Below are 20,717 nucleotides of genomic sequence, written 5' to 3'. Positions count from 1 at the left end.
GCGCCAGCGGCTACAGGGCGGTTCAGCCGATATTGATGGCCGGCAAGGTCGGCAGGGTGACGGTCTGCTGTTTGCGTGGGGCGAGGATTTCGGCTTCGCCGTCCACCACCAGCTCATCGCGCTGGTTGAACACGCGGGTGGCGATACGCACGCGGAACTTCGGCAGTTTTTCGAGGATTTCCAGGCGCACGGTCAGGGTGTCGCCGATCTTCACCGGCTTCTGGAAGCTCATCTGCTGGCCGATATAGATGGTGCCCGGCCCAGGCAGCTCGCAGGCCACCGCGGCGCTGATCAGCGCACCGCTGAACATGCCGTGGGCGATACGCTCCTTGAACATGCTGGCGGCGGCGAATTCGGCGTCCAGGTGCACTGGGTTGTGGTCGCCGGACATGGCGGCGAACAGTTGGATGTCACGCTCTTCCACATGCTTGCTGTAGCTGGCGGTCTGGCCGACTTCGAGGGCTTCGTACGGGGTGTTGGTAACCTGGGTCATCTCTCTCAAGTCCTGTGCTGAGCGTTGATTGGTATATCGATTTGAAACAGGGTCATTCAGTCTTCGGCGGTCGGCGATGCCGCAGGGCCTGGTCGAGCCAGGCCAGTACATCGGCAGTCACTTCGTCGCGGTTGCTTTCATTGAACAATTCGTGCCGTGCCTGCGGGTAGATAGTGAGCTGCAGGCACTGGCTGCCGGCCTCGCGCAGAGCACCGGCCAGATCCTTGAGACGTATGCCATTGCTCACCGGATCACATTCCCCGCCGATCACCAGCAATGGCAGGCCCGGATCGATCTGGGCCAGGTTGGAGGCCTTGCTGATTTGCTGCAGGCCACCCAGCAGGTCGACCCACAGCTGGTTGCTGCAGCGAAAGCCGCAGAGCGGGTCGTGGGCGTATTTGTCGACTTCGTCGGGGTCGCGGCTGAGCCAGTCGAAGGCGGTGCGGTTGGGTTTGAAGGCCTTGTTGAACGAGCCGAAGGACAGCCATTCGATCAACGCGCTGCGTCCCAGGGGCCCCTGGCGCCAGCGTTCGAAGCGGGCGATCTGGCGAGCCGCGCGGTACAGCGCCACCGGCTGGAAATTCGAGCCGCTGAGGATCGCCCCGTCGAGGCTGGCGCTGTGGTGCAGCAGGTAGGCCTGGGCGATGTAGCTGCCCATGCTGTGGCCCAGCAGCACGATCGGGGTTCCCGGGTGCTGCTGGCCGATGTGCTGGTTGAGGCTGGCCAGGTCGCCGACCACCTTGCACCAGCCGTCATCGTCGGCCAAGTGCCCGAGTACCCCGTGCTCGGCGGTCTTGCCGTGGCCGCGCAGGTCCAGCGCATAGACTCCGTAGCCTTCATTGCACAGCGCCTCTGCCAGCCTGGCGTAGCGCCCACTGTGTTCGGCCATGCCGTGGGCCAGCAGGATCACGGCCTTGAGCGGGGCCGCCGGGAGCCACTGGTTGACGTAGAGCTGGCTGTGGTCGCTCGCGGTCAGCCAGAAAGAGTGGTGGATCATGGCGATTCCTTTGCACGGGGTCTTTGCACGGGGTCGTTGCATTGTATAGCTCATCGTCGCGGCCCCGTCCGATCCGCGCGCGCCATGGCGGCAAGATTCACGTTATCAATGACGCGCCCGGCCTTATTTGCCCTATCCGCCATAGCTGCTAACGTCCGCAGAGCCCCGCCTTTCGTAGCGTGAGAGAAGCGGCCCGGACAGCTCAGGTTAAAGAGGACAAGAACAATGCAGCCTGATTTCTGGAATGACAAACGCCCGGCCGGAGTGCCCACCGATATCGATCTGGGTGCCTACAAGTCGGTGATCGAGGTGTTCGAGCGTTCCTGCAAGAAATTCGCCGACCGCCCGGCCTTCAGCAACATGGGCGTGACCATGACTTACGCCGAGCTGGAACGCTACAGCGCGGCCTTTGCCGGTTATCTGCAGAGCAGTACCGACCTGGTGCCGGGCGATCGTATCGCGGTGCAGATGCCCAATGTCCTGCATTACCCGATCGCCGTGTTCGGCGCCTTGCGCGCCGGGCTGATCGTGGTCAACACCAACCCGCTGTACACCACCCGGGAAATGCGCCACCAGTTCAAGGATTCCGGAGCGCGGGCCCTGGTGTACATGAACCTGTTCGGGCAGAAGGTCGAGGAGGTGCTGCCCGATACCGATATCCAGTTCCTGATCGAGGCGAAGATGGGCGACCTGATGCCGTCCGCCAAGGGCTGGCTGGTCAATACCCTGGTCGACAAGGTCAAGAAGATGGTGCCGGTCTATCGCTTGCCCCAGGCCGTTTCCTTCAAGAGCGCGCTGCGCCTGGGCCGTGGCCAGCCGATCAAGCCTTTGAACGCCCGCCTGGACGACGTCGCCGTGCTGCAATACACCGGCGGCACCACGGGGCTGGCCAAGGGCGCGATGCTGACCCACGGTAACCTGGTGGCCAACATGCAGCAGGCCCGTGCCTGCCTCGGGCAACTGGGGCCGGACGGCCATCCGCTGCTGCGTGAAGGCCAGGAGGTGATGATCGCGCCGCTGCCGCTGTACCACATCTATGCCTTCACCGCGAACTGCATGTGCATGATGGTCACCGGCAACCACAACGTGCTGATCACCAACCCACGGGACATCGGCGGTTTCATCAAGGAACTGAAGCAGTGGCGCTTCTCGGCGCTGCTGGGGCTGAACACGCTGTTCACCGCGCTGATGGATCATCCCGAGTTCAAGAACCTCGACTTCTCCAATCTCAAGCTCACCAACTCCGGGGGCACGGCGCTGGTCAAGGCCACCGCCGAGCGCTGGACGCAGGTGACCGGTTGCCGCATCACCGAAGGCTACGGCCTGACCGAAACCTCGCCCGTGGCCTGCACCAACCCTTACGGCGACCAGTCGCGCCTGGGCTCGGTGGGCTTGCCGGTGCCGGGCACGACCCTCAAGGTCATCGACGATGAGGGCGTCGAGCAGCCGCTGGGCGAGCGCGGCGAACTGTGCATCAAGGGGCCGCAGATCATGAAAGGCTACTGGCAGAAGCCGGAGGCCACCGAGGAGGTGCTGGATGCCGAGGGCTGGTTCAAGTCCGGCGATATCGCGGTGATCGATCCGGATGGCTTCGTGCGCATCGTCGATCGCAAGAAGGACATGATCATCGTCTCGGGTTTCAACGTGTACCCCAATGAAATCGAGGACGTGGTGATGGCCCACCCGAAAGTCGCCAACTGCGCGGTGATCGGCGTGCCGGACGAGCGTTCGGGGGAGGCGGTGAAGCTGTTCGTGGTGGCCCGCGAGTCAGGGGTCAGCCTCGAAGAGCTGAAGGCCTACTGCAAGGAAAACTTCACTGGCTACAAGGTGCCGAAACACATCGTGTTGCGTGAGTCGTTGCCGATGACGCCGGTAGGCAAGATTCTGCGCCGGGAGTTGCGCGACATCGCCTGATGTTTCACCGCATGTAACAGTCCCGCGCTATAGCGCGGCTATCGCGAGCAAGCTCGCTCCTACAGGGATCCGTACACTTCCTGTAGGAGCGAAGCTTGCTCGCGATGCTTTTGAAGGGTCGAAAAGCCCATTCCAGAGCCTTGCATGGCTAGATAGAATCTTTACTCTAAAAGTGACTATTGAATATTCTTGAGTCACCAAAGTGACTGTTTAGGCCGATTTTGGCTCTAGGCGGCCTTTGGCAAAGCTGCTACTCTCGGCGCGCTTTGTGACTTCTCGGCCTATGTAGACAGCCAGACTCACCAACAATAGACATCAATAAAAAACACACACAAATAATAATCGCATCAAATGCGCTGACGAATTCGCGTTGCTGAGGAGTGGGCTTCCATGATCCAAGACTTTTGGAAGGATAAGTACCCAGCTGGGATTGCTGCCGATATCAATCCAGACGAGTATCCGAATATTCAGGCGGTGTTGAAGCAGTCCTGCCAACGTTTTGCCAACAAACCGGCCTTTAGCAACCTCGGCAAGACACTCACCTACGGTGAGCTGTACGAACTGTCCGGTGCTTTTGCCGCGTACCTGCAACAGCATACCGATTTGCAACCCGGCGATCGAATCGCCGTGCAACTGCCCAACGTCCTGCAGTACCCGGTCGCGGTATTCGGCGCCATCCGCGCCGGCCTGATCGTGGTCAACACCAACCCGCTGTACACCGCGCGGGAAATGGAACACCAGTTCAACGACTCCGGCGCCAAGGCCCTGGTCTGCCTGGCCAACATGGCGCACCTGGCCGAAGCCGTGGTGCCCAAGACCGGCGTCAAGCATGTGATCGTCACCGAAGTGGCGGACCTGCTGCCACCGCTCAAGCGCCTGCTGATCAACAGCGTCATCAAGTACGTGAAGAAGATGGTGCCGGCCTATCACCTGCCCAAGGCCGTCAAGTTCAACGACGTGCTGAGCCAGGGCCACGGCCAGCCGGTCAAGGACGCCAACCCGGCCAGCAGCGATGTCGCCGTGCTGCAATACACCGGCGGCACCACCGGCGTGGCCAAGGGCGCGATGCTGACCCACCGCAACCTGGTGTCGAACATGCTGCAGTGCAAGGCGCTGATGGGCTCCAACCTCAATGAGGGTTGCGAGATCCTGATCACCCCGCTGCCGCTGTACCACATCTATGCCTTCACCTTTCATTGCATGGCGATGATGCTGATCGGCAACCACAACATCCTGATCAGCAACCCGCGCGACCTGCCGGCGATGGTCAAGGAACTGTCGAAGTGGAAGTTCAGCGGTTTTGTCGGCCTCAACACCCTGTTCGTCGCCCTGTGCAACAACGAAGCCTTCCGCAAGCTGGATTTCTCGGCGCTGAAAGTCACCCTGTCCGGCGGCATGGCGCTGCAACTGGCGGCGGCCGAGCGTTGGAAAGACGTGACCGGTTGCCCGATCTGCGAAGGTTACGGTATGACCGAAACCAGCCCGGTGGCCACCGTCAACCCGATCCAGAATATCCAGATCGGCACTATCGGCATCCCGGTGCCGTCGACCCTGTGCCGGATCATCGACGACGCTGGGACCGAGCTGCCCCTGGGCGAAATCGGTGAGCTGTGCGTCAAGGGCCCGCAGGTCATGAAGGGCTACTGGCAGCGCCAGGACGCCACCGACGAGGTGATGAGCGACGGCTGGCTGAAGACCGGCGATATCGCGCTGATCCAGCCTGATGGCTACATCCGCATTGTCGATCGCAAGAAAGACATGATCCTGGTCTCCGGTTTCAACGTTTATCCGAACGAGCTGGAAGACGTGCTGGCGGGCCTGCCGGGCGTGTTGCAGTGCGCGGCGATCGGCGTGCCGGACGAGAAGTCGGGCGAGTCGATCAAGATCTTCATCGTCGCCAAGCCGGGCGTGACCCTGACCAAGGAGCAAGTGATGGAGCACATGCGCGCCAACGTCACCGGCTACAAGGTGCCCAAGGCCGTCGAGTTCCGCGATGCGCTGCCGACCACCAACGTCGGCAAGATCCTGCGTCGCGAATTGCGCGACGAAGAGCTGAAGAAGCTGGGCGTGAAGAAGTAACACACCAGGCAAACAAAAAGCCCCGCATCCGCGGGGCTTTTTATTGGGGGGTTGTGTAGCCGCTGCCGAAGGCTGCGATCGACCTCGCAGAGGGCGCTGTTCTTGCCGGCGCAGGAGGTCCTGCGGACCTTGCGCAGCCTGCGGCAGCGGCTACAGGTGGATCACTGCTGGAACTGCGCGAAGTTCACGCCGGTGCCGGCGGGGCGTACGTCCTTGAGGAACGAGTCCTTGTCGGCGCTCAGTTCCAGGCTCAGGGCCGCCTTGCGCTTGCCGGCGTTGCGTACCACCAGGCCTTCGAGCTTCTCCCGCAGGAACAGGGTCGGCACTTTCAGGTGCAGCAACTGGTCGGTGCTTGGGGTGTACAGCAGCAGGTGGACCCATTCGTACTGCCCGATGGCCAGGCGGCCGACCGGCAGATCGAACCACCAGATATTGCGGCTGCGGCTCAGTTCCGCGAAGTGGCAGTTGTTGACGCCCAGCACCGCACCGCCCAGTTCCTGGTTCCGGCGGGCGATGGCCAGCTTTTTATCGAGTTTCATAACATTCCTACGGGATTGGATCTTCAGCGCAGTGCCTGAATACGTTGCGCATTCTCGTGGGTTGGTCGCCAAACATAAAGCGCAACCTGCGTGCGGCGGGCAAATAAGGCGATGAAATGCCCCGCTGAAAATAATTGAAACTCCGCGCAAGGGCCTTGGGTCAACCTCAGGGCAGGACCCCAAACCCTCGATTGTTCTACGGATCTATGGATCTACGGAGAAACACCATGGGCAGCACAGCGGACAAGGCAAAAGGCCTGGCCAACGAGGCCGTTGGTCATATCAAGCAAGGTGTCGGCAAAGCGACTGATAACGATCGGTTGGAAACCGAAGGCAAGATTCAGGAAAAGAAAGGCGAAGCACAGCAAGCCCTCGGCAAGGCCAAGGATGCGTTGAAAAAGACCATCGACAAGGCCTGATTCACTGGCTCGCACTGCGACACGACGGCCATCCGCGGATGGCCGTTTTTACATCGGCCATGGCACCAAAACAGGACGAAACGGTTCAAAATCGCCAAACTAGGCTAGTTTGTTGTACAAAACGGCCCCTGAGTCGCCACCGACCCTGAATTCTTGCGGCGAAAGGAGACGCTATGTTCTTGCCGAATTTGAAAGGCCTGCCCCTCCATCGTGTGCTGGTGCGCACGGTCACTGAGTTCATCGACGATGAAATGTCGACCTACGCCTCGGCACTGGCCTATCAGATGCTGTTTTCGTTGTTCCCCTTCATCCTGTTCCTGATCGCCTTGATCGGTTTCCTGCACCTGCCGGACTTCTTCTCCTGGTTGCGCCTGCAATCGGAACTGGTGTTGCCGCCCCAGGCGCTGGAGCAGGTCAACCCGGTGATCGACCAGTTGCAGCAATCCAAGGGCGGCCTGCTGTCGGTGGGTATCGTGATTGCCCTGTATACCGCCTCGGCCGGCGTGCGGCTGATGATGAGCGCGATGAACGCCGCTTATGACGTGGTGGAAAAGCGCCCGTTGTGGAAACGTTTTCCGCTGTCGATTTTCTACACCATCGGCATCGCCGGCATGCTCCTGGCGGCCGCGGCCTTGATGGTGCTCGGGCCGCAGGTGATGGGCTGGATCGCCGCGCAGGTCGGCCTGGAAGACTTTATCGTCACGGTCTGGACCATCCTGCGCTGGCCGGTGATCGTGATCCTGATGATGGTCGCCGTGGCGCTGATCTACTACGTGATGCCCGACGTGAAGCAGGAGTTCCGCTTCATCACCCCGGGCTCGGTGCTGGCGGTGGTGGTGTGGATCATTGCCTCGTTGGGCTTCGCGTTCTACGTGAAGACCTTTGCCAACTACAACGCCATGTATGGCAGTATCGGAGCGATCATCGTCCTGCTGCTGTACTTCTATATTTCCTCGGCGGTGCTGTTGCTGGGGGCCGAGATGAATGCGGCGATCGAGCACATGTCGTCCGACGGCAAGAACCCTGGAGAAAGGGTGCCCGGCGAGCACGACGAACCCAAACAACACGTATCGGGACTGGGCCGGGACCACTCGCTCAAGCCGACCACTGACGAAGTCTGATCATGATCCGTGAAATCCTCAAAATGGGCGACGAGCGCCTGCTGCGCATCGCGCCACCGGTGCCGCCCGAGATGTTCGACAGCCCCGAGCTGTGGCAACTGATCGACGACATGTTCCAGACCATGGAAAGCGTCGGCGGGGTCGGCCTGGCCGCGCCGCAGATCGGCGTCGATCTGCAACTGGTGATCTTCGGTTTCGAGCACAGCGAGCGTTACCCGCAAGCCGAGGCTGTGCCGCAGACCATCCTGATCAATCCGCTGATCACGCCCTTGAGCCCGGTGCTGGAAGAAGGCTGGGAAGGCTGTCTGTCGGTGCCGGGGCTGCGCGGAGCGGTCGAGCGTTATCAGCACATTCGCTACGAAGGCGTCGACCCCAGGGGCGAGCCGATCGTGCGGGTAGCCTCGGGTTTCCATGCGCGGGTGGTGCAGCATGAATGCGATCACCTGATCGGCCGCCTGTACCCGTCGCGGATCCGCGACTTCAGCAAATTCGGTTTTACCGAGGTGATGTTCCCCGACCTCGATCCCCACGCCGACGATTGAAACAGACAGCCTGAAGCGTCGGTTTCATGGACCTGCCGGAGGCCGGTTTGTCGCCGAGGCGGGCACGCGCTCCAGGGCCCGCGATCACACCCTGTCGCGGGTCGAGCCGATCAAAGGATCGATGCCCATGGCGATCAGGCTCTTGCTCCTGCGATAACGCTCCAGGCGATCCGCCAGGGCCTGGGGCAGGGCGGGGGCGGTGGCAAAGCCCATGCGTTCGTACAGGGCTTGCAGGTCCGGATGACAAAACAGCCACAGCGGCCCCGGCAGCTGCGCGCGTGCCCGTTCGACCAGTATCGCGGCAATGCCCTGGCCGCGATGGGCCGGGTCGACGAACAGCCCGGTCAGCCAGTGGCCCTGGGCGATGGGCGTGAGGTTCAGCCCGGCAATGATCGCTCCGCGTTTCGCCACCCATGATTGCCCTTCGCCGGCCGCGCGCATTGGCGAATTGTGGGCGCGATAGAACTTGTTCAGCAGCGGTCGCAGGGTGTCGGCAAGCAGCAGGTATTGGGTGTCGGGCATGGGTTTTCGCAGGGTGGGCCGGGGCGGTGATTATAAAAGTACGAAGTGCGCGGGATAGGTGTATACCAGATGAACGATCCCCTGCGAGTGGAGTGTGCATCATGTCCAAAGGTATGAATGCCAAAAAGACGGCGAAGAAAAAACCCAGCCGGACCGCCGATGAAAAGCGCGCGGACAAGAAAGCCAAGAAGATCGAGCACAATATTTTCGGTCATTGATCCCCTGCGAAGCCCGCCCCGCGGGCTTCCTTGTTTTTGCTTCTAAGTAAATAACCCATCGATCTGCAAGTTTTCCCCTTCTCGTTGCACAGAACAGCAAGACGCCGAAGGTTCGCCCCTCGGCCAGCCCCTGTCCTGAGTAGCGCCATGGCCCATTACTTTGATCCGCTGCACCGCGAACAAATCGACACCCTGCGCCAGAGCTTCAGCGCCCGCACCGAATGGCCCACCTGGCTGTTGCTGATCGGCACCAGCACCAGCTGGTTCGCCGTGCTGCTGGCCAGCCCGCTGCTGGGGCTGTGGCCCAGTACCTTGTTGCTGATTCCGATCCTGGTGCTGTGGCTGTCGGTGCAGCATGAGCTGCTGCACGGTCATCCCACGCGCTGGCTGTGGCTGAACAAGCTGCTGGGTTATGCGCCGTTTGCCGTCTGGTACCCCTATACCCTCTACCGCGACAGCCACCTGCAGCATCACCGTGACGAAGACCTGACCCTGCCCGGTCGCGACCCGGAGAGCCGTTACCTGGGTCAGCGGCAATGGCACAGCCGTTCGCTGTTCGAGCAGGGCCTGCACTGGCTGAACAAGACCCTGCTGGGGCGGCTGCTGCTCGGCGCGCCCCTGGCCTTGCTGGCGCTGGCGCGGGAGGAAGGGGCGCGCCTGCGCCAGGGGCAACGCCAGGCCTGGCTGATGTGGCTGACCCATGGTGCGCTGACCCTGCTGATGCTGGCCTTTATTGCCCGCTACAGTGTGTTGCCGGTCTGGCATTACCTGCTGCTGGTGAGCGTGCCGGCGCTGTCGGTGGCGATGGTCCGTTCCTACTACGAACACCGCCCCCATGCCCGGGTGGAGCAGCGTACGGTGCTCAACGAAGCGGCGTGGCCCTGGAGCTGGCTGTTCCTGCACCTCAACCTGCACCTGGTGCACCATGATTTTCCCGGGCTACCGTGGTATTGCCTGCCACGGGCCTATCGGCAGCGCCGCGAACAATGGCAGGCGCGCAGCGGCGGCTTTGTGGTGCAGGGGTATGGCGAGCTGTTGCGGCGCCATGCCCTCAAGCCGATCGACAGCCCGGAACATCCCTTCGCCCTGTAGTCGTGCCCGAAGAGCCTGAACCATGACCGCTTGTTATGCCGAACTGCTGATGTACGTCGCCCCCGAGCCGGTGCGCCAGGCCAATGAGCAGTGGCTGGCGGCGATCTTGCAGCGCCTCGAAGGTGACCGGCTCGATGCCCGGGAACTGGACCTGATGCAGCTGTGGCTGTCGCCGCGCCTGCTGCTGACCCAGACCTGCGGTTACCCGCTGATGACCGCCCTGCGCGGCCAGGTCCGGGTCATCGGCCGGCCACGTTACGAGCTGCCGGACAGCACCGCCGGCAATCATTGCAGCCTGCTGCTCGGTCGCGACGACGACCCGCGCCGGACCTTGCAGGCCCTGCGAGGCAGTCGCGGGGTGATCAATGGCGAAGACTCCAACAGCGGCATGAACCTGCTGCGCCAGCGCCTCGCGCCGCTGCAGCGCGACGGCCGGTTTTTCGCCAGTGTCGGCATCAGCGGCAGCCACCGGGAAAGCCTGCGCTGGCTGCGCGAAGGATGGGCCGACCTGGCCGCCATCGACAGCGTGACCTTCGCCTACCTGGCGCGTTATGCCGAGGAGGAGGTGGCCGGCCTGCGGGTGATCGCCCGCAGCGCCTTCAGCCCGACCCTGCCTTATATCGGGGTGGCCGGCCTTGGCGAGGAACAGGCCGAAGGCATTCGCGCGGCGATGAACCAGGCGCTGGTGGCACTGCCCGCGGTGGCCGAAACCTTGGGGCTGCACGAGGTGCTGCCGGCCACCGAGGCGGACTACCAGATCCTGCTCGACTATCAGCGCGAAGCTGAAGAACTGGGTTACGCGCGGCTACGTTGATGCGCCCCAGGAGGGCGGCTTGGCCGGTAAAAAAGCATCAGGCGCGGCCTCTCTTTTAATTCCATAAAATTCTATAAAAATGAAATTTAAATATTATTAAAGAATAAGCCTTCCTTGTTAGGATCGCCGCACCGGAACACCGGACATACCGCGCAACCTTCTTCATTGGAGCCACTATGTCCGGCGCCGACACCACCCACAGCGACTATGTGGGCGGCCTGTTCCGCAGTCATTACGACTGGCTGTGCAGCCGCCTGCGTTACCACCTGCACCACTCCCTGGATGCCAGCGCCGAAGACATTGCCGCCGATACCTTCGTCCAGCTGTTGAGCAGGCCCGAAGTGCTGCCGATCCGTCAGCCACGGGCCCTGCTGACCACCATTTCGCAACGCCTGGTGTATCAGCTGTGGCGCCGCCGCGACCTGGAGCGGGCCTACCTCGATGCCTTGCAGTATGACGAGGAAACCGTGCAGCCCTCGCCCCAGGACCTGGCGCAGATGCTCGAGGCGCTGGAAGCCATCGACCGCCTGCTCGACGGCCTGCCGGCCAAGGTCAGGGCGACCTTCCTGCTGTCCCAGGTCAACGGCCTGACCTACCCGCAGATCGCCGAGCAACTGGGCATTTCGCAACGTTCGGTCAGCGACTACATGACCCGGGCCGCCCAGCGCTGTCTGCGCCTGAGCCTGGAATGACATGAGCCGCGAACCGAGTCGGGAACAGCTGATCGACGATGCCACCCGCTGGTGGGTGCTGATGAATTCGGGGCAGGCCAGCGAGGCCGAGCGTCGTGCCTACCAGCGCTGGCGCGACGCGGATCCGCGGCACGAGCAGCTGTGTCGCCAGCTGGAAACCCGCCTTGGGGTGTTCCAGGTGCCGATTGCCCAGGGCGTCGATGGCGAGCTGTTGCAGCGGGCGCTGAACGTGCCGAGCAGTCGGCGCAAGGTGCTGCAGCGGGCCTTGCTCGGCGCCGGGGTGGTCCTGGGCGCCGGTGCGCTGGTCAGCCAGCGTGGCCTGCCTTTGGCCGAGCTGACCGCGGACCTGCACACCGGCACCGGCCAGCGCCAGTCGCTGACCCTGCCGGACGGCAGCGAGTTGCGCCTGAATGCCCGGAGCGCGGCGAACATCGATTTCGATCGCCAGCGTCGGGTAGTGCATTTGCTGGACGGCGAAATGCTGCTGAACCTGGCCAGCGATCCGGCCCGACCGTTTTTCATCCACACCGCGCAGGCGCGGATCCAGGCCACGGGCAACCGCTTATTGGTGCGCGAACGCGATGGCCAGGGGCATGCCACGGCGCTCAACGGCCCCTTGGACATCGCCGCGGGCGGTGGCGAGCGCCTGCAATTGCCCGGCGGCCATGAGGTGGCCTACGACGCCTTGCATTTCGGCCCGGTGCGCCCGAGCCGTGGCAGTGCCACGGCCTGGGTCGACGGTTTGCTGGAGCTGCGCGACACGCCGCTGTCGGAGGTGGTCGAGGCACTGCGCCCGTATCGACGCGGGGTGTTGCGCCTGGATCCGGCCATCGCCGGGTTGCGGGTCAGTGGCCTGTTCCGCCTGGACAACCCGCAACAGATCCTCGACAGCCTGGCCCGCACCTTGCCGATCCGCGTCACCCGCCATACCGAGCTGTGGGTGACCCTGAGTGCCACCTGAACCTGCTTCTGTAGGAGCGAGGCTGGCCCGCGATGGCGGTTTCCCTGGCCCACCGCGTTGGCGGCATCGCGCAAGCTGCTCTCCAGCAGAAGCACTGGCCTGCGCCGCTTGCGGTGGTTCTAAGGCCATAACCAAACGATCTGCAAGTTTTCCCCCGGCCGTTGCACATCACTCCCGTAAACGCTGCGGGGAGCAGCGTTGTTGGATGCTTTTGGGGGAGAGAGTCATGTTGCCTATATCCACAACCGTGCAGCGTCGTTCGCGCCTGGCCTTGGCCATCGGCCCCTTGGCCGCGGTGTTTTTCACGGGCGCCCAGGGGGCCGAAGCCGCCTGGCAGCAATATCACCTGGCACCCGGCCCGCTGGACGAGGTGCTGCTGAGCATCAGCCGGCAAAGCGGCCAGGTGATTTCCTTTACCCCGCAGCTGGGCAATTACTCGTCGGCCACGGTCGACGGTTCGTTGTCCGCCGAGCAGGCGGTGGCGGCCGCCTTGCGCGGCACCGGCCTGCAACTGCAAGTCAGCCCGGATGGCGCGTTCATCATCAAGGAAGGCCCGCAGCCGGCGAGCTCGGCTGGCAGCAGGGCCAAGGCCCAGACCAGCGAAGCCGCGGCGCCGACCCTCGACCGGGTGGTGGCCATCGGCACCCGGCGCAGCGACGCCACGGCCCTGACCAGCGCGGCGCCGGTGGACGTGATCAACAGCGAAGAGCTGGTGCAGACCGGCGCCACCAGTCTCAACCAGGCGTTGTTCCAACTGCTGCCATCGTTCAACTTTCCGCAGAACCAGAGCGCCACCCGCGGGCAGAACCCCAAGGGCGCTTCCCTGCGCGGGCTGTCGCCGGACCAGACCCTGGTGCTGATCAACGGCAAGCGCCGGCATGCCTCGGCGGTGGTCAACATCTCCGGCGGCGTGCCGTTCATTGGCGCGCAGCCGGTGGACCTGGACATGATCCCCATCAGCGCCATCGACCATGTCGAAGTGCTGCGCGACGGCGCCTCGGCGCAGTACGGTTCCGACGCGGTGGCCGGGGTGGTCAATATCGTGCTCAAGGAACGTGACAGCGGTGGCCAGCTCAACAGCCAACTGGGCCAATACGCCCAGGGCGACGGCTTCAGCAAGAGCGCCGATGGCTGGTACGGCCTGGGCCTGCCGGGGGATGGTTTCCTGACCCTGAGCTTCAACGGCCTGAACAACAAACCCACCGACATCGGCGACAAATATGAAGCCGGCGGCCAGTTGCAGGACCCGCGCTGGGGCGGCGCCAGTCGCGACAAATACAACCTGGCGGCCAACGCCGAAGTCGGCCTCAGCGATCAATGGCGGCTTTACAGCTTTGCCACCTTCGGCCAGGACAAGTCGGTCAATAACACGCCGCCGCTGCTGGCCAGCAACCCCAACAACGTCGCCTCGATCTACCCCAACGGCACCATTCCCAAGTACCGCTACCGCTATGAGGATGGCGCGCTGACCGTGGGCAGCCGCTACGAGGACGAGCGCATCGGGCGCTTTGACCTCAGCGCCACCTACGGCCGCGACAAGCATGACGAACTGGCCTTCAACACGGTCAACCCGAGTTACGGCGCCAACAGCCCGACCAAGTTCGACGTGGCGACGCTGGTCAACGAACAGACCAACCTGACCCTGGATTACGCCAAGGACCTGGACGTCGTCTGGTCGGAGCATCCGCTCACCGTCTCGGCGGGGGTGGCCTATCGCGACGAGCAGTACCGGCTGGAGGAGGGCGACTATGCCTCCTATTCCTTCGGCGGCATCGACGGCGTGCAGGTCGGCGCGGTGCAGGCGTCCGGCCTGACCCCGGACGATGCCGGGACCTACAAGCGGCATGTCGGCGGGGTGTATTTCGGCCTGGAAAACCAGGTCACCGACAAGTTCCAGCTCGGCCTTGCCGGGCGCACCGAGCACTATTCCGACTTTGGCTCGGCCACCACCGGCAAGCTCTCGGCGCGCTACGACTTCACCCCGCAGGTGGGCTTGCGGGCTACGGTCAACAACGCCTATCGCGCGCCGACTCTGGGGCAGATCGGCACTTCCTGGACCACCACCACCAACGTCGATATCAACGGCAACCCGGTGCTGACCCGCATGCTCCCGGCAGACCACCCGGCAGCCCGCGCCCTGGGCGCGCAGTCGCTGAAGCCGGAGAAGTCCACCAACTATTCCCTGGGCCTGGTGCTGCGGCCGAGCGAGCAGGCGTCGCTGACCATCGACGCCTACCAGATCTCCATCCGCGACCGCCTGCTCTACAGCGGCGGGATTTCCGGGCCGGACGCCGAACGGATTCTCAGCGAGGCCGGGTTCGGCCAGTACACCTGGGCGCAGTTCATGACCAACGCCGCCGACACCCGCACCCGCGGCGTCGACATCGTCGGCAAGTACAACCTCGACCTGCAACGCTACGGCGCCCTGAGCCTGTCGGCCGGCTACACCAAGGCGCGCACTACCATCGAGAAGATCCATTCCAACCCGTTCGGCTTCGACGTGCTGACCCGCGAAGCCCAGGGCTTCCTCGAACATGGCTACCCCGAAGACAAGCTGGTGCTGGGGGCGATCCATCGCTACGGCCCCTGGACCATCGCGCTGTCCGAGACCCGCTACGGCGAGTACCGCAAATACGCGGCGTCGGCGGCCAACGCGCAGTACGACCAGACCTTCTCCGCGCAGTGGAACACCGACCTGGACGTCAACTACGCCTTCACCCGGCAACTGCGCCTGTCGGTGGGCGCCAACAACCTGTTCGACAGCAAGCCCGACGACTTCAACAGCCGCCTGCGCCAGACCCCGGGGCAGCAGTACAGCTACCTGTCGCCGTCGGCGCCGGAGGGGGCGTTCTATTACACCAGGCTCAGCTACGACTTTTAACCCTGTAGCCGCTGCCGAAGGCTGCGCCAAGGTCCGCAGGACCTTCCCGGCGGGCGGTCTTGAAACCCACGAACAACCAGCAAGAGGCTCACCATGAAGATCATCAAACACCTGCTCGGCACCTCGCTGCTGACCTTCAGCCTGCTGGCCCAGCAGGCACCGGCGGCGGACCGGGCGGCGCCGATCCACTTCGGCGACATCACCTGGGAAAGCGGCAGCCTGATCACCGAGGTGCTGCGGCTGATCGTCGAGAAGGGCTACGGCTATCCGACCGAGACCCTGCCCGGCAGCACCGTCAGCCTCGAAGCGGCGCTGGCCAAGAACGATATCCAGGTGATCGGCGAAGAGTGGGCCGGGCGCAGTCCGGCCTGGGTCAAGGCCGAAGCCGAGGGCAAGGTGTTCGGCCTGGGTGATACGGTCAAGGGCGCCACCGAAGGCTGGTGGGTGCCGGAATACGTGATCAAGGGCGACGCCGAGCGCGGTATCAAGCCGTTGGCGCCGGAGCTGAAATCGGTGGCCGACCTGGCGCGCTACAAGGAGGTGTTCCGCGATCCGGAAGACCCGGGCCGTGGGCGCTTTCTCAACAGCCCCACCGGCTGGACCTCGGAAATCGTCAACAGCCAGAAGCTCAAGGCCTATGGGCTGAGCGACAGCTTCGTGAACTTCCGCACCGGTTCCGGCGCGGCCCTGGATGCCGAGGTCAGCTCGTCGATCCGCCGTGGCAAACCGGTGCTGTTCTACTACTGGTCGCCGACGCCGCTGCTGGGCAAGTTCAAGCTGGTGAAGCTCGAAGAACCGGCCTTCGATGCCGAGGCCTGGAAGACCCTGGCCGATGCCGGCAACCCCCATCCGCGGGGCACCCGCTCAATGCCGGCGCACCTGGCCATCGGCGTGTCCGCGCCGTTCAGGGCGCAGTACCCGGAACTGGTGAGTTTCTTTGAAAAGGTCGACCTGCCGATCGACCTGCTGAACCGCACCCTGGGCCGGATGAGCGAAACCCGCCAGCCACCGCGCCAGGTCGCCGAGGCCTTCCTGCGCGAGCAGCCGCAGGTCTGGCAAGGCTGGGTGCCGAGCGAAGTCGCCAGCCGCGTCAGCGCCGCGCTGTAAGCCGCTTGCGCCTGGCGCGGCAGCGCCTCTGTAGGAGCGCAGCTTGCGCGCGATGCAGGCGGCGGGGTGTGTCAGGGGGATCGCTTTCGCGGGCAAGCCTCGCTCCTACATTGGCCGGCGGCGTTTCTGGCTTCTGTAGGAGCCAGGCTTGCCGGCGATGAGGCCGTCATGGCCGACAGTGTTTTCAATTGGTTTGGGAGTCACCGATGTTCAAAGGTTTTATCGTCACCCTGTGTCTCACGCTCTGCGCTTCGCTGGCCCTGGCCGCCGAGCCTGGGCAATTGCGTATCGGCTATCAGAAAAGTTCGGTGAGCATGGTCCTGGCCCGCGAGCACCAGCTGCTGGAGAAAGCCTTGCCGGGCACCCAGGTGCAATGGATCGAATTCCCCGGCGGCCCGCAGCTGATCGAGGCGCTGAACGGCGGCAGCGTCGATGTGGGCAATATCGGCGACATCCCGCCGATCTTCGCCCAGGCCGCGGGGATCGACTTGCAGTACATCGGCGTCGAGCCCAGCGACGGCAAGACCGAAGCCATCCTGCTACCCAGGAACAGCCAGGCGCAGAGCCTGGCCGACCTCAAGGGCAAGCGGGTGGCGTTGCTCAAGGGCTCCAGCGCGCACAATTTTTTCCTCAAGAGCCTGCAGCGCGCCGGGTTGAAACTCAGTGACCTGAACCTGGTGTACCTGTCGCCGGCCGACGCCCGCGCGGCGTTCGAGCAGGGCAAGCTGGACGCCTGGGTGATCTGGGACCCTTACTATTCGGCGGCCCTGCTCGACGGCAGCGCCCGCCTGCTCAGCGATGGCCAGGGCCTGGATTCCGGCGGCAGCTTCTACATCGCCAGCGGTGCCTTCGTGCGCCAGCACGGCGCTGCCGTCGCCCCCATCCTCAAGGCCTTCGGCGCGGCCCAGCAGCTGTCCTTCGACCAGCGCGACGCCAGCATTGACAGCATGGCGCGCATCCTCGGCCTGCAACGGCCGGTGGTGGAAAGCTACTTCAGCCATCGTTCGCGCTCGCCGCTGCAAGGCATCGATGCCCGGGTCGTGGCCAGCCAGCAGCGCACCGCCGACCTGTTCCTCGCCAACCACTTGATCCCCAAGGCCGTGCGGATCGAGCAGATCGTGTTCAAGAGCGAGTGAGGCCCATGCAACCCATCTATATCGACTTTCTCAACGGCCTGGACATCGCCGAGCTGGCCCTGAGCAACGACGAAATCCTCGCCGCCATCGAAGCCGGCCTGGTGCTCCAGGGCCGTGGCGAGGCGGTGATCGAGCCGCGCACCCACCTGATTCCCGGGGGCGCAATCAACGGCCATTTCAACGTGCTGCGCGGGGTGCTGGGGGGTGACATCGGCCACGCCGGGGTCAAGGTGGTGGGTGACTTCGTCGACAACTACCGCCAGGGCCTGCCCTCGGAACTGGCGATCCTCAACCTGCTGGACCCGGCCACCGGCGTGCCCCAGGCGATCCTCGACGCCTCGGCGATCACCGATATGCGCACCGGCGCGATCACCGCCATCGGCGCCAAGTACCTGGCGCGCCCGGACAGCAAGGTGCTGGCGCATATCGGCGCCCGCGGCACGGCGTACTGGAACGTGCGGCTGCTGGACCATCTGTTCGATTTCGAGGAAATCCGCGTGCACTCGCGCCGCGAGGACAGCCGCGAGGCCTTTGCCGAACGCCTGCGCCGCGACCTGGGCAAGCCGGTGATTGTCACCCACGACTGGGAGAGTGCGGTGCGCGGCGCGGACATCGTGGTCGAGGCCTCGCGGCTGAACCAGCCCGAACCTTTGCTGCGCACCGAATGGATCAAGCCCGGCGTCTTTGTCGTGCCCTACGGCACCATGAGCGCGGTGGAGCTGTCGCTGACCGACATCATGGACAAGTTGGTGGTGGACGACTGGGGCCAGTGCAAGGGCGGCCTGTTCGGTTCGCTGCGGGCCCATGTCGAGGCCGGCAAACTCAGTGAGCAGACCCTGCACGCCGAGCTTGGGCAGATAGTCGCAGGCCATAGAAGCGGCCGGCAGCACGCCGAGGAAAACATCCTGTTCTGGCACCGCGGCCTGAGCCTCAGCGATATCGCCCTGGGCCACGCCCTGCTGCAAAAAGCCCGGCGCCTGGGCATCGGTCAGCGGCTGCGTTTCGCATGATCGGCCTGGGCCCGGAAGGCCTGGCGCTGACTGACCTGCTGCGCATTGCCCGCGAGGAGGCGGCGCTGCAATTCACCCCGGCCGCCCGGCAACGGATCGCCGCCGGCCATGGGCTGTTGCGGGAACGGATGGCCGCGGGCGACGCCATCTACGGCGTGACCACCGGCCTGGGCGCGGCGGTGGATGTGGCCCTGACCCAGCCGGATGACGACCTGCAACGGCGCATTCCCCTGGGCCGGGCCGTGGGCCTCGGGCGCCTGGCCACGCGGCCTGAACTGCGGGCGATGATTGCCGCGCGCCTGGCCGGGCTGGCCCAGGGCCGCTCGGGTATTTCCCTGGCCAGCGCCGACAGCCTGCTGGCCTTGCTCAACGCCGGGATCGAACCCGAGGTGCCGTTGCTTGGCTCCCTGGGGGAAAGCGACCTGGCGCCATTGGCGCACCTGGGCCTGGCGCTGATCGGCGAGGGCTGGGTGCGCTGGCGTGGCGAGCGGCTGCCGGCGGGGGAAGCCTTGCAGCGCAGTGGCCTGCAACCGGCGCGGCTGCTGGACAAGGACGGTCTGGCGCTGGTCTCGGCGAATGCGGCGAGCCTTGGCCTGGGGGCCTTGTTGCTGGCCGAGGCCGACCAGGCCCTGGACAGCCTGCTGGCGGCGCTGGCGCTGTCTTGCGAAGGCTATCGGGCCAACCTCAGCCCCTTCCAGCCCTGGGCGTCGCGCTTGCGGCCGGCGGCGGGCCAGGTCGAGCAATCGGCGGCGCTGCTGGACTTGCTGGAGGGCGGCCAGTTGCGCCAGCCCGGTAGCGCCCGGCGCTTGCAGGATCCCTTGAGCTTTCGCTGTGCCGGCGTGGTGCAGGGCGCGGCGCGACAGGCCTGGGCACAACTGCGCGAACATCTGCAACTGGAGCTGGCCAGCGGCGCCGACAACCCGGCCTTGATCGACGAGCAGCGCCAGGTCCTGGCCACCGCCAATTTCGACAGCACGCATCTGGCACTGGCCGGGGAAGGCCTGGGGTTGGCTTTGAGCCGGGTCGCGGCCTGTTGCGCCGAGCGTATCGCCAAGCTGCTGTCTCCAACCTCCAGCGAACTGCCGCGCTTTCTTATCGAGCGGCCTGGGCATCTCGGCATGGCCGCCTTGCAACGCAGTGCCGCGGCGCTGCTGGCGGAGATCGGCCATCTGGCCAATCCGCTGCCGGCGGTCTGCGTGCCGGTGGCCGATCGGGTCGAAGACTACGCCGGCCAGGCTCTGGCGGTGATCGAGAAAACCCGGCAACTGACCCAGCGCCTGGCCTGGCTGGCGAGTATTGAGCTGATAGTCGCGGCCCAGGCCATCGACCTGCGCGGACCCTTGCAGCTGGGTGTCGGCAGCGCCCGCATCCACCGCGCGGTGCGCAGCCAGGTGGCGTTTCTCGATCAGGATCGGCCGGGCTCGGTGGATGTGCTGGCCCTGACTGAATTTATTCAACGGGGAGGGCTGGGCTGAGCAGGCGAGCGGCTTCTGTAGGAGCCAAGCTTGCTGGCGACGCGGACAATCGAGCGTCGACCGGCCGCTCCTACAGAACAATCTCGGCCGCCAGTGCCGCTTGCACCGCTTCGCGCTGGGCGATTCGCGCCTGGAAGCGCGCCAGCGCCGGCCATTGTTCCAGGTCGATGGCGAAGCCGGCGGTCCAGCGCAGCACGGTGAACAGGTAGGCGTCGGCGACACCGAAGGATTCGCCCAGCAGGTAGGTTTGTTGTTGCAGCGTTTGCTCCAGCAGCGTCAGGCGCTTGAACAGTTTCTGCCGGATCAGCGCCTGGGTCGCTTCGGGAAACTCAGGGTTGAACAGCCAGCCGAGGCCGCCATGGATCTCGCTGGAGACGAAGTTGAGCATCTCCTGCAACCGCACCCGTTGCCAGCTGCCATTGGCCGGTGCCAGGCCCGCCTGCGGCTTGAGGTCGGCCAGGTATTGCAGGATCGCCGGGCCTTCGGTCAGCACCTGGCCGTCCTCCAGTTCCAGCGCTGCCACATAACCCTTGGGGTTGATCGCCAGGAAGTCGCCGCCGTCGGCCGTGGTTTTATTGCGGTTGTCGACCCGGACCAGGGTGAACGGCAGGGCCAGTTCGCGCAGCACGATGTGCGGGGCCAGCGAGCAGGCGTGGGGCGAGAAATACAGGTTCATCGAGGGCTCTCCAGAGGGGGGAGATCAGT

At 64.4% G+C, this 20,717-nt stretch carries 19 protein-coding genes; 14 read left to right on the top strand and 5 right to left on the bottom strand.

What is annotated here, in order from left to right:
- Positions 1-22: 22 nt before the first annotated feature.
- Together AC3RCP_RS24550 and AC3RCP_RS24545 are read right to left on the bottom strand one after the other, a co-directional pair.
- Positions 23-493, bottom strand: a complete 471-nt coding sequence (locus tag AC3RCP_RS24550; RefSeq protein WP_007925083.1) for a MaoC family dehydratase — start codon at positions 491-493, stop codon at positions 23-25.
- A gap of 52 nt (positions 494-545) precedes the next feature.
- Positions 546-1,490 carry an alpha/beta hydrolase gene (locus AC3RCP_RS24545; protein WP_101338865.1) on the bottom strand — a complete coding sequence of 315 codons (945 nt, stop codon included), beginning with the start codon at positions 1,488-1,490 and terminating at the stop codon, positions 546-548.
- A 225-nt stretch (positions 1,491-1,715) separates the two neighbouring features.
- On the opposite strand from AC3RCP_RS24545, the gene fadD2 reads away from it, so the two are divergent.
- Together fadD2 and fadD1 are read left to right on the top strand one after the other, a co-directional pair.
- Entirely contained in the window at positions 1,716-3,404 is a 1,689-nt protein-coding gene (gene fadD2, locus AC3RCP_RS24540; protein ID WP_492570819.1) for a long-chain-fatty-acid--CoA ligase FadD2, read from the top strand.
- Between the two features lie 390 nt (positions 3,405-3,794).
- Positions 3,795-5,483, top strand: coding sequence for a long-chain-fatty-acid--CoA ligase FadD1 (fadD1, locus tag AC3RCP_RS24535; RefSeq protein ID WP_009045218.1), 1,689 nt, complete (start codon positions 3,795-3,797; stop codon positions 5,481-5,483).
- Between the two features lie 161 nt (positions 5,484-5,644).
- On the opposite strand, the gene AC3RCP_RS24530 is transcribed toward fadD1, so the two are convergent.
- The gene (locus tag AC3RCP_RS24530) at positions 5,645-6,022 is read right to left on the bottom strand and encodes a hypothetical protein (protein WP_007925090.1); all 378 of its coding nucleotides are present in this window, start codon (positions 6,020-6,022) and stop codon (positions 5,645-5,647) included.
- Positions 6,023-6,249: 227 nt separating this feature from the next.
- On the opposite strand from AC3RCP_RS24530, the gene AC3RCP_RS24525 reads away from it, so the two are divergent.
- The 3 genes from AC3RCP_RS24525 (at position 6,250) to def (ending at position 8,104) form a co-directional block, all read left to right on the top strand.
- Positions 6,250-6,441: a CsbD family protein gene (locus tag AC3RCP_RS24525; RefSeq protein ID WP_053262347.1), complete on the top strand. Its 192-nt coding sequence runs from the start codon at positions 6,250-6,252 to the stop codon at positions 6,439-6,441.
- Positions 6,442-6,614: 173 nt separating this feature from the next.
- Positions 6,615-7,562 (top strand): YihY/virulence factor BrkB family protein, encoded by a 948-nt coding sequence (locus tag AC3RCP_RS24520; RefSeq protein WP_007925094.1) that lies wholly within the window; start codon positions 6,615-6,617, stop codon positions 7,560-7,562.
- A gap of 2 nt (positions 7,563-7,564) precedes the next feature.
- Positions 7,565-8,104 (top strand): peptide deformylase, encoded by a 540-nt coding sequence (gene def / locus AC3RCP_RS24515; RefSeq protein ID WP_007925095.1) that lies wholly within the window; start codon positions 7,565-7,567, stop codon positions 8,102-8,104.
- Between the two features lie 84 nt (positions 8,105-8,188).
- Here the strand turns inward: def and AC3RCP_RS24510 are convergent, their stop codons facing one another.
- On the bottom strand, positions 8,189-8,626 hold the full coding sequence (locus AC3RCP_RS24510; RefSeq protein WP_492570820.1) for a GNAT family N-acetyltransferase: 438 nt from the start codon (positions 8,624-8,626) through the stop codon (positions 8,189-8,191).
- Between the two features lie 365 nt (positions 8,627-8,991).
- Between AC3RCP_RS24510 and AC3RCP_RS24505 the strand changes: the two genes are divergently transcribed.
- From AC3RCP_RS24505 to AC3RCP_RS24465, 9 genes are all read left to right on the top strand, one after another.
- On the top strand, positions 8,992-9,936 hold the full coding sequence (locus tag AC3RCP_RS24505; protein WP_101338862.1) for a fatty acid desaturase: 945 nt from the start codon (positions 8,992-8,994) through the stop codon (positions 9,934-9,936).
- Positions 9,937-9,958: 22 nt separating this feature from the next.
- Positions 9,959-10,750, top strand: a complete 792-nt coding sequence (locus tag AC3RCP_RS24500) for a phosphate/phosphite/phosphonate ABC transporter substrate-binding protein (RefSeq protein ID WP_492570821.1) — start codon at positions 9,959-9,961, stop codon at positions 10,748-10,750.
- A gap of 176 nt (positions 10,751-10,926) precedes the next feature.
- The gene (locus tag AC3RCP_RS24495; protein WP_492570822.1) at positions 10,927-11,442 is read left to right on the top strand and encodes a sigma-70 family RNA polymerase sigma factor; all 516 of its coding nucleotides are present in this window, start codon (positions 10,927-10,929) and stop codon (positions 11,440-11,442) included.
- Position 11,443: 1 nt separating this feature from the next.
- A complete protein-coding gene (locus AC3RCP_RS24490; RefSeq protein WP_492570823.1) occupies positions 11,444-12,403 on the top strand; it encodes a FecR domain-containing protein in 960 nt (319 codons plus the stop codon).
- 226 nt (positions 12,404-12,629) lie between these two features.
- Complete coding sequence (locus AC3RCP_RS24485; RefSeq protein ID WP_492570824.1) at positions 12,630-15,284, top strand: TonB-dependent receptor plug domain-containing protein; 2,655 nt, start codon at positions 12,630-12,632, stop codon at positions 15,282-15,284.
- 93 nt (positions 15,285-15,377) lie between these two features.
- Positions 15,378-16,391 carry an ABC transporter substrate-binding protein gene (locus AC3RCP_RS24480; RefSeq protein ID WP_492570825.1) on the top strand — a complete coding sequence of 338 codons (1,014 nt, stop codon included), beginning with the start codon at positions 15,378-15,380 and terminating at the stop codon, positions 16,389-16,391.
- A 206-nt stretch (positions 16,392-16,597) separates the two neighbouring features.
- The gene (locus tag AC3RCP_RS24475; protein ID WP_102678971.1) at positions 16,598-17,527 is read left to right on the top strand and encodes an aliphatic sulfonate ABC transporter substrate-binding protein; all 930 of its coding nucleotides are present in this window, start codon (positions 16,598-16,600) and stop codon (positions 17,525-17,527) included.
- Between the two features lie 5 nt (positions 17,528-17,532).
- The gene (locus AC3RCP_RS24470; protein ID WP_101338856.1) at positions 17,533-18,537 is read left to right on the top strand and encodes an ornithine cyclodeaminase family protein; all 1,005 of its coding nucleotides are present in this window, start codon (positions 17,533-17,535) and stop codon (positions 18,535-18,537) included.
- Positions 18,534-20,012: an HAL/PAL/TAL family ammonia-lyase gene (locus AC3RCP_RS24465; protein ID WP_492570826.1), complete on the top strand. Its 1,479-nt coding sequence runs from the start codon at positions 18,534-18,536 to the stop codon at positions 20,010-20,012. Before AC3RCP_RS24470 ends, AC3RCP_RS24465 begins: the two co-directional genes overlap by 4 nt.
- A 70-nt stretch (positions 20,013-20,082) precedes the next feature.
- On the opposite strand, the gene gstA is transcribed toward AC3RCP_RS24465, so the two are convergent.
- Positions 20,083-20,688, bottom strand: a complete 606-nt coding sequence (gene gstA / locus AC3RCP_RS24460; protein ID WP_492570827.1) for a glutathione transferase GstA — start codon at positions 20,686-20,688, stop codon at positions 20,083-20,085.
- Between the last annotated feature and the right edge of the window lie 29 nt (positions 20,689-20,717).

It is taken from the genome of Pseudomonas sp. GW822-FHT05A08, from assembly GCF_058800485.1.
The sequence above is the reverse complement of the archived record's forward strand: the minus strand, read 5'-3'. Positions and strand labels throughout refer to the sequence as shown.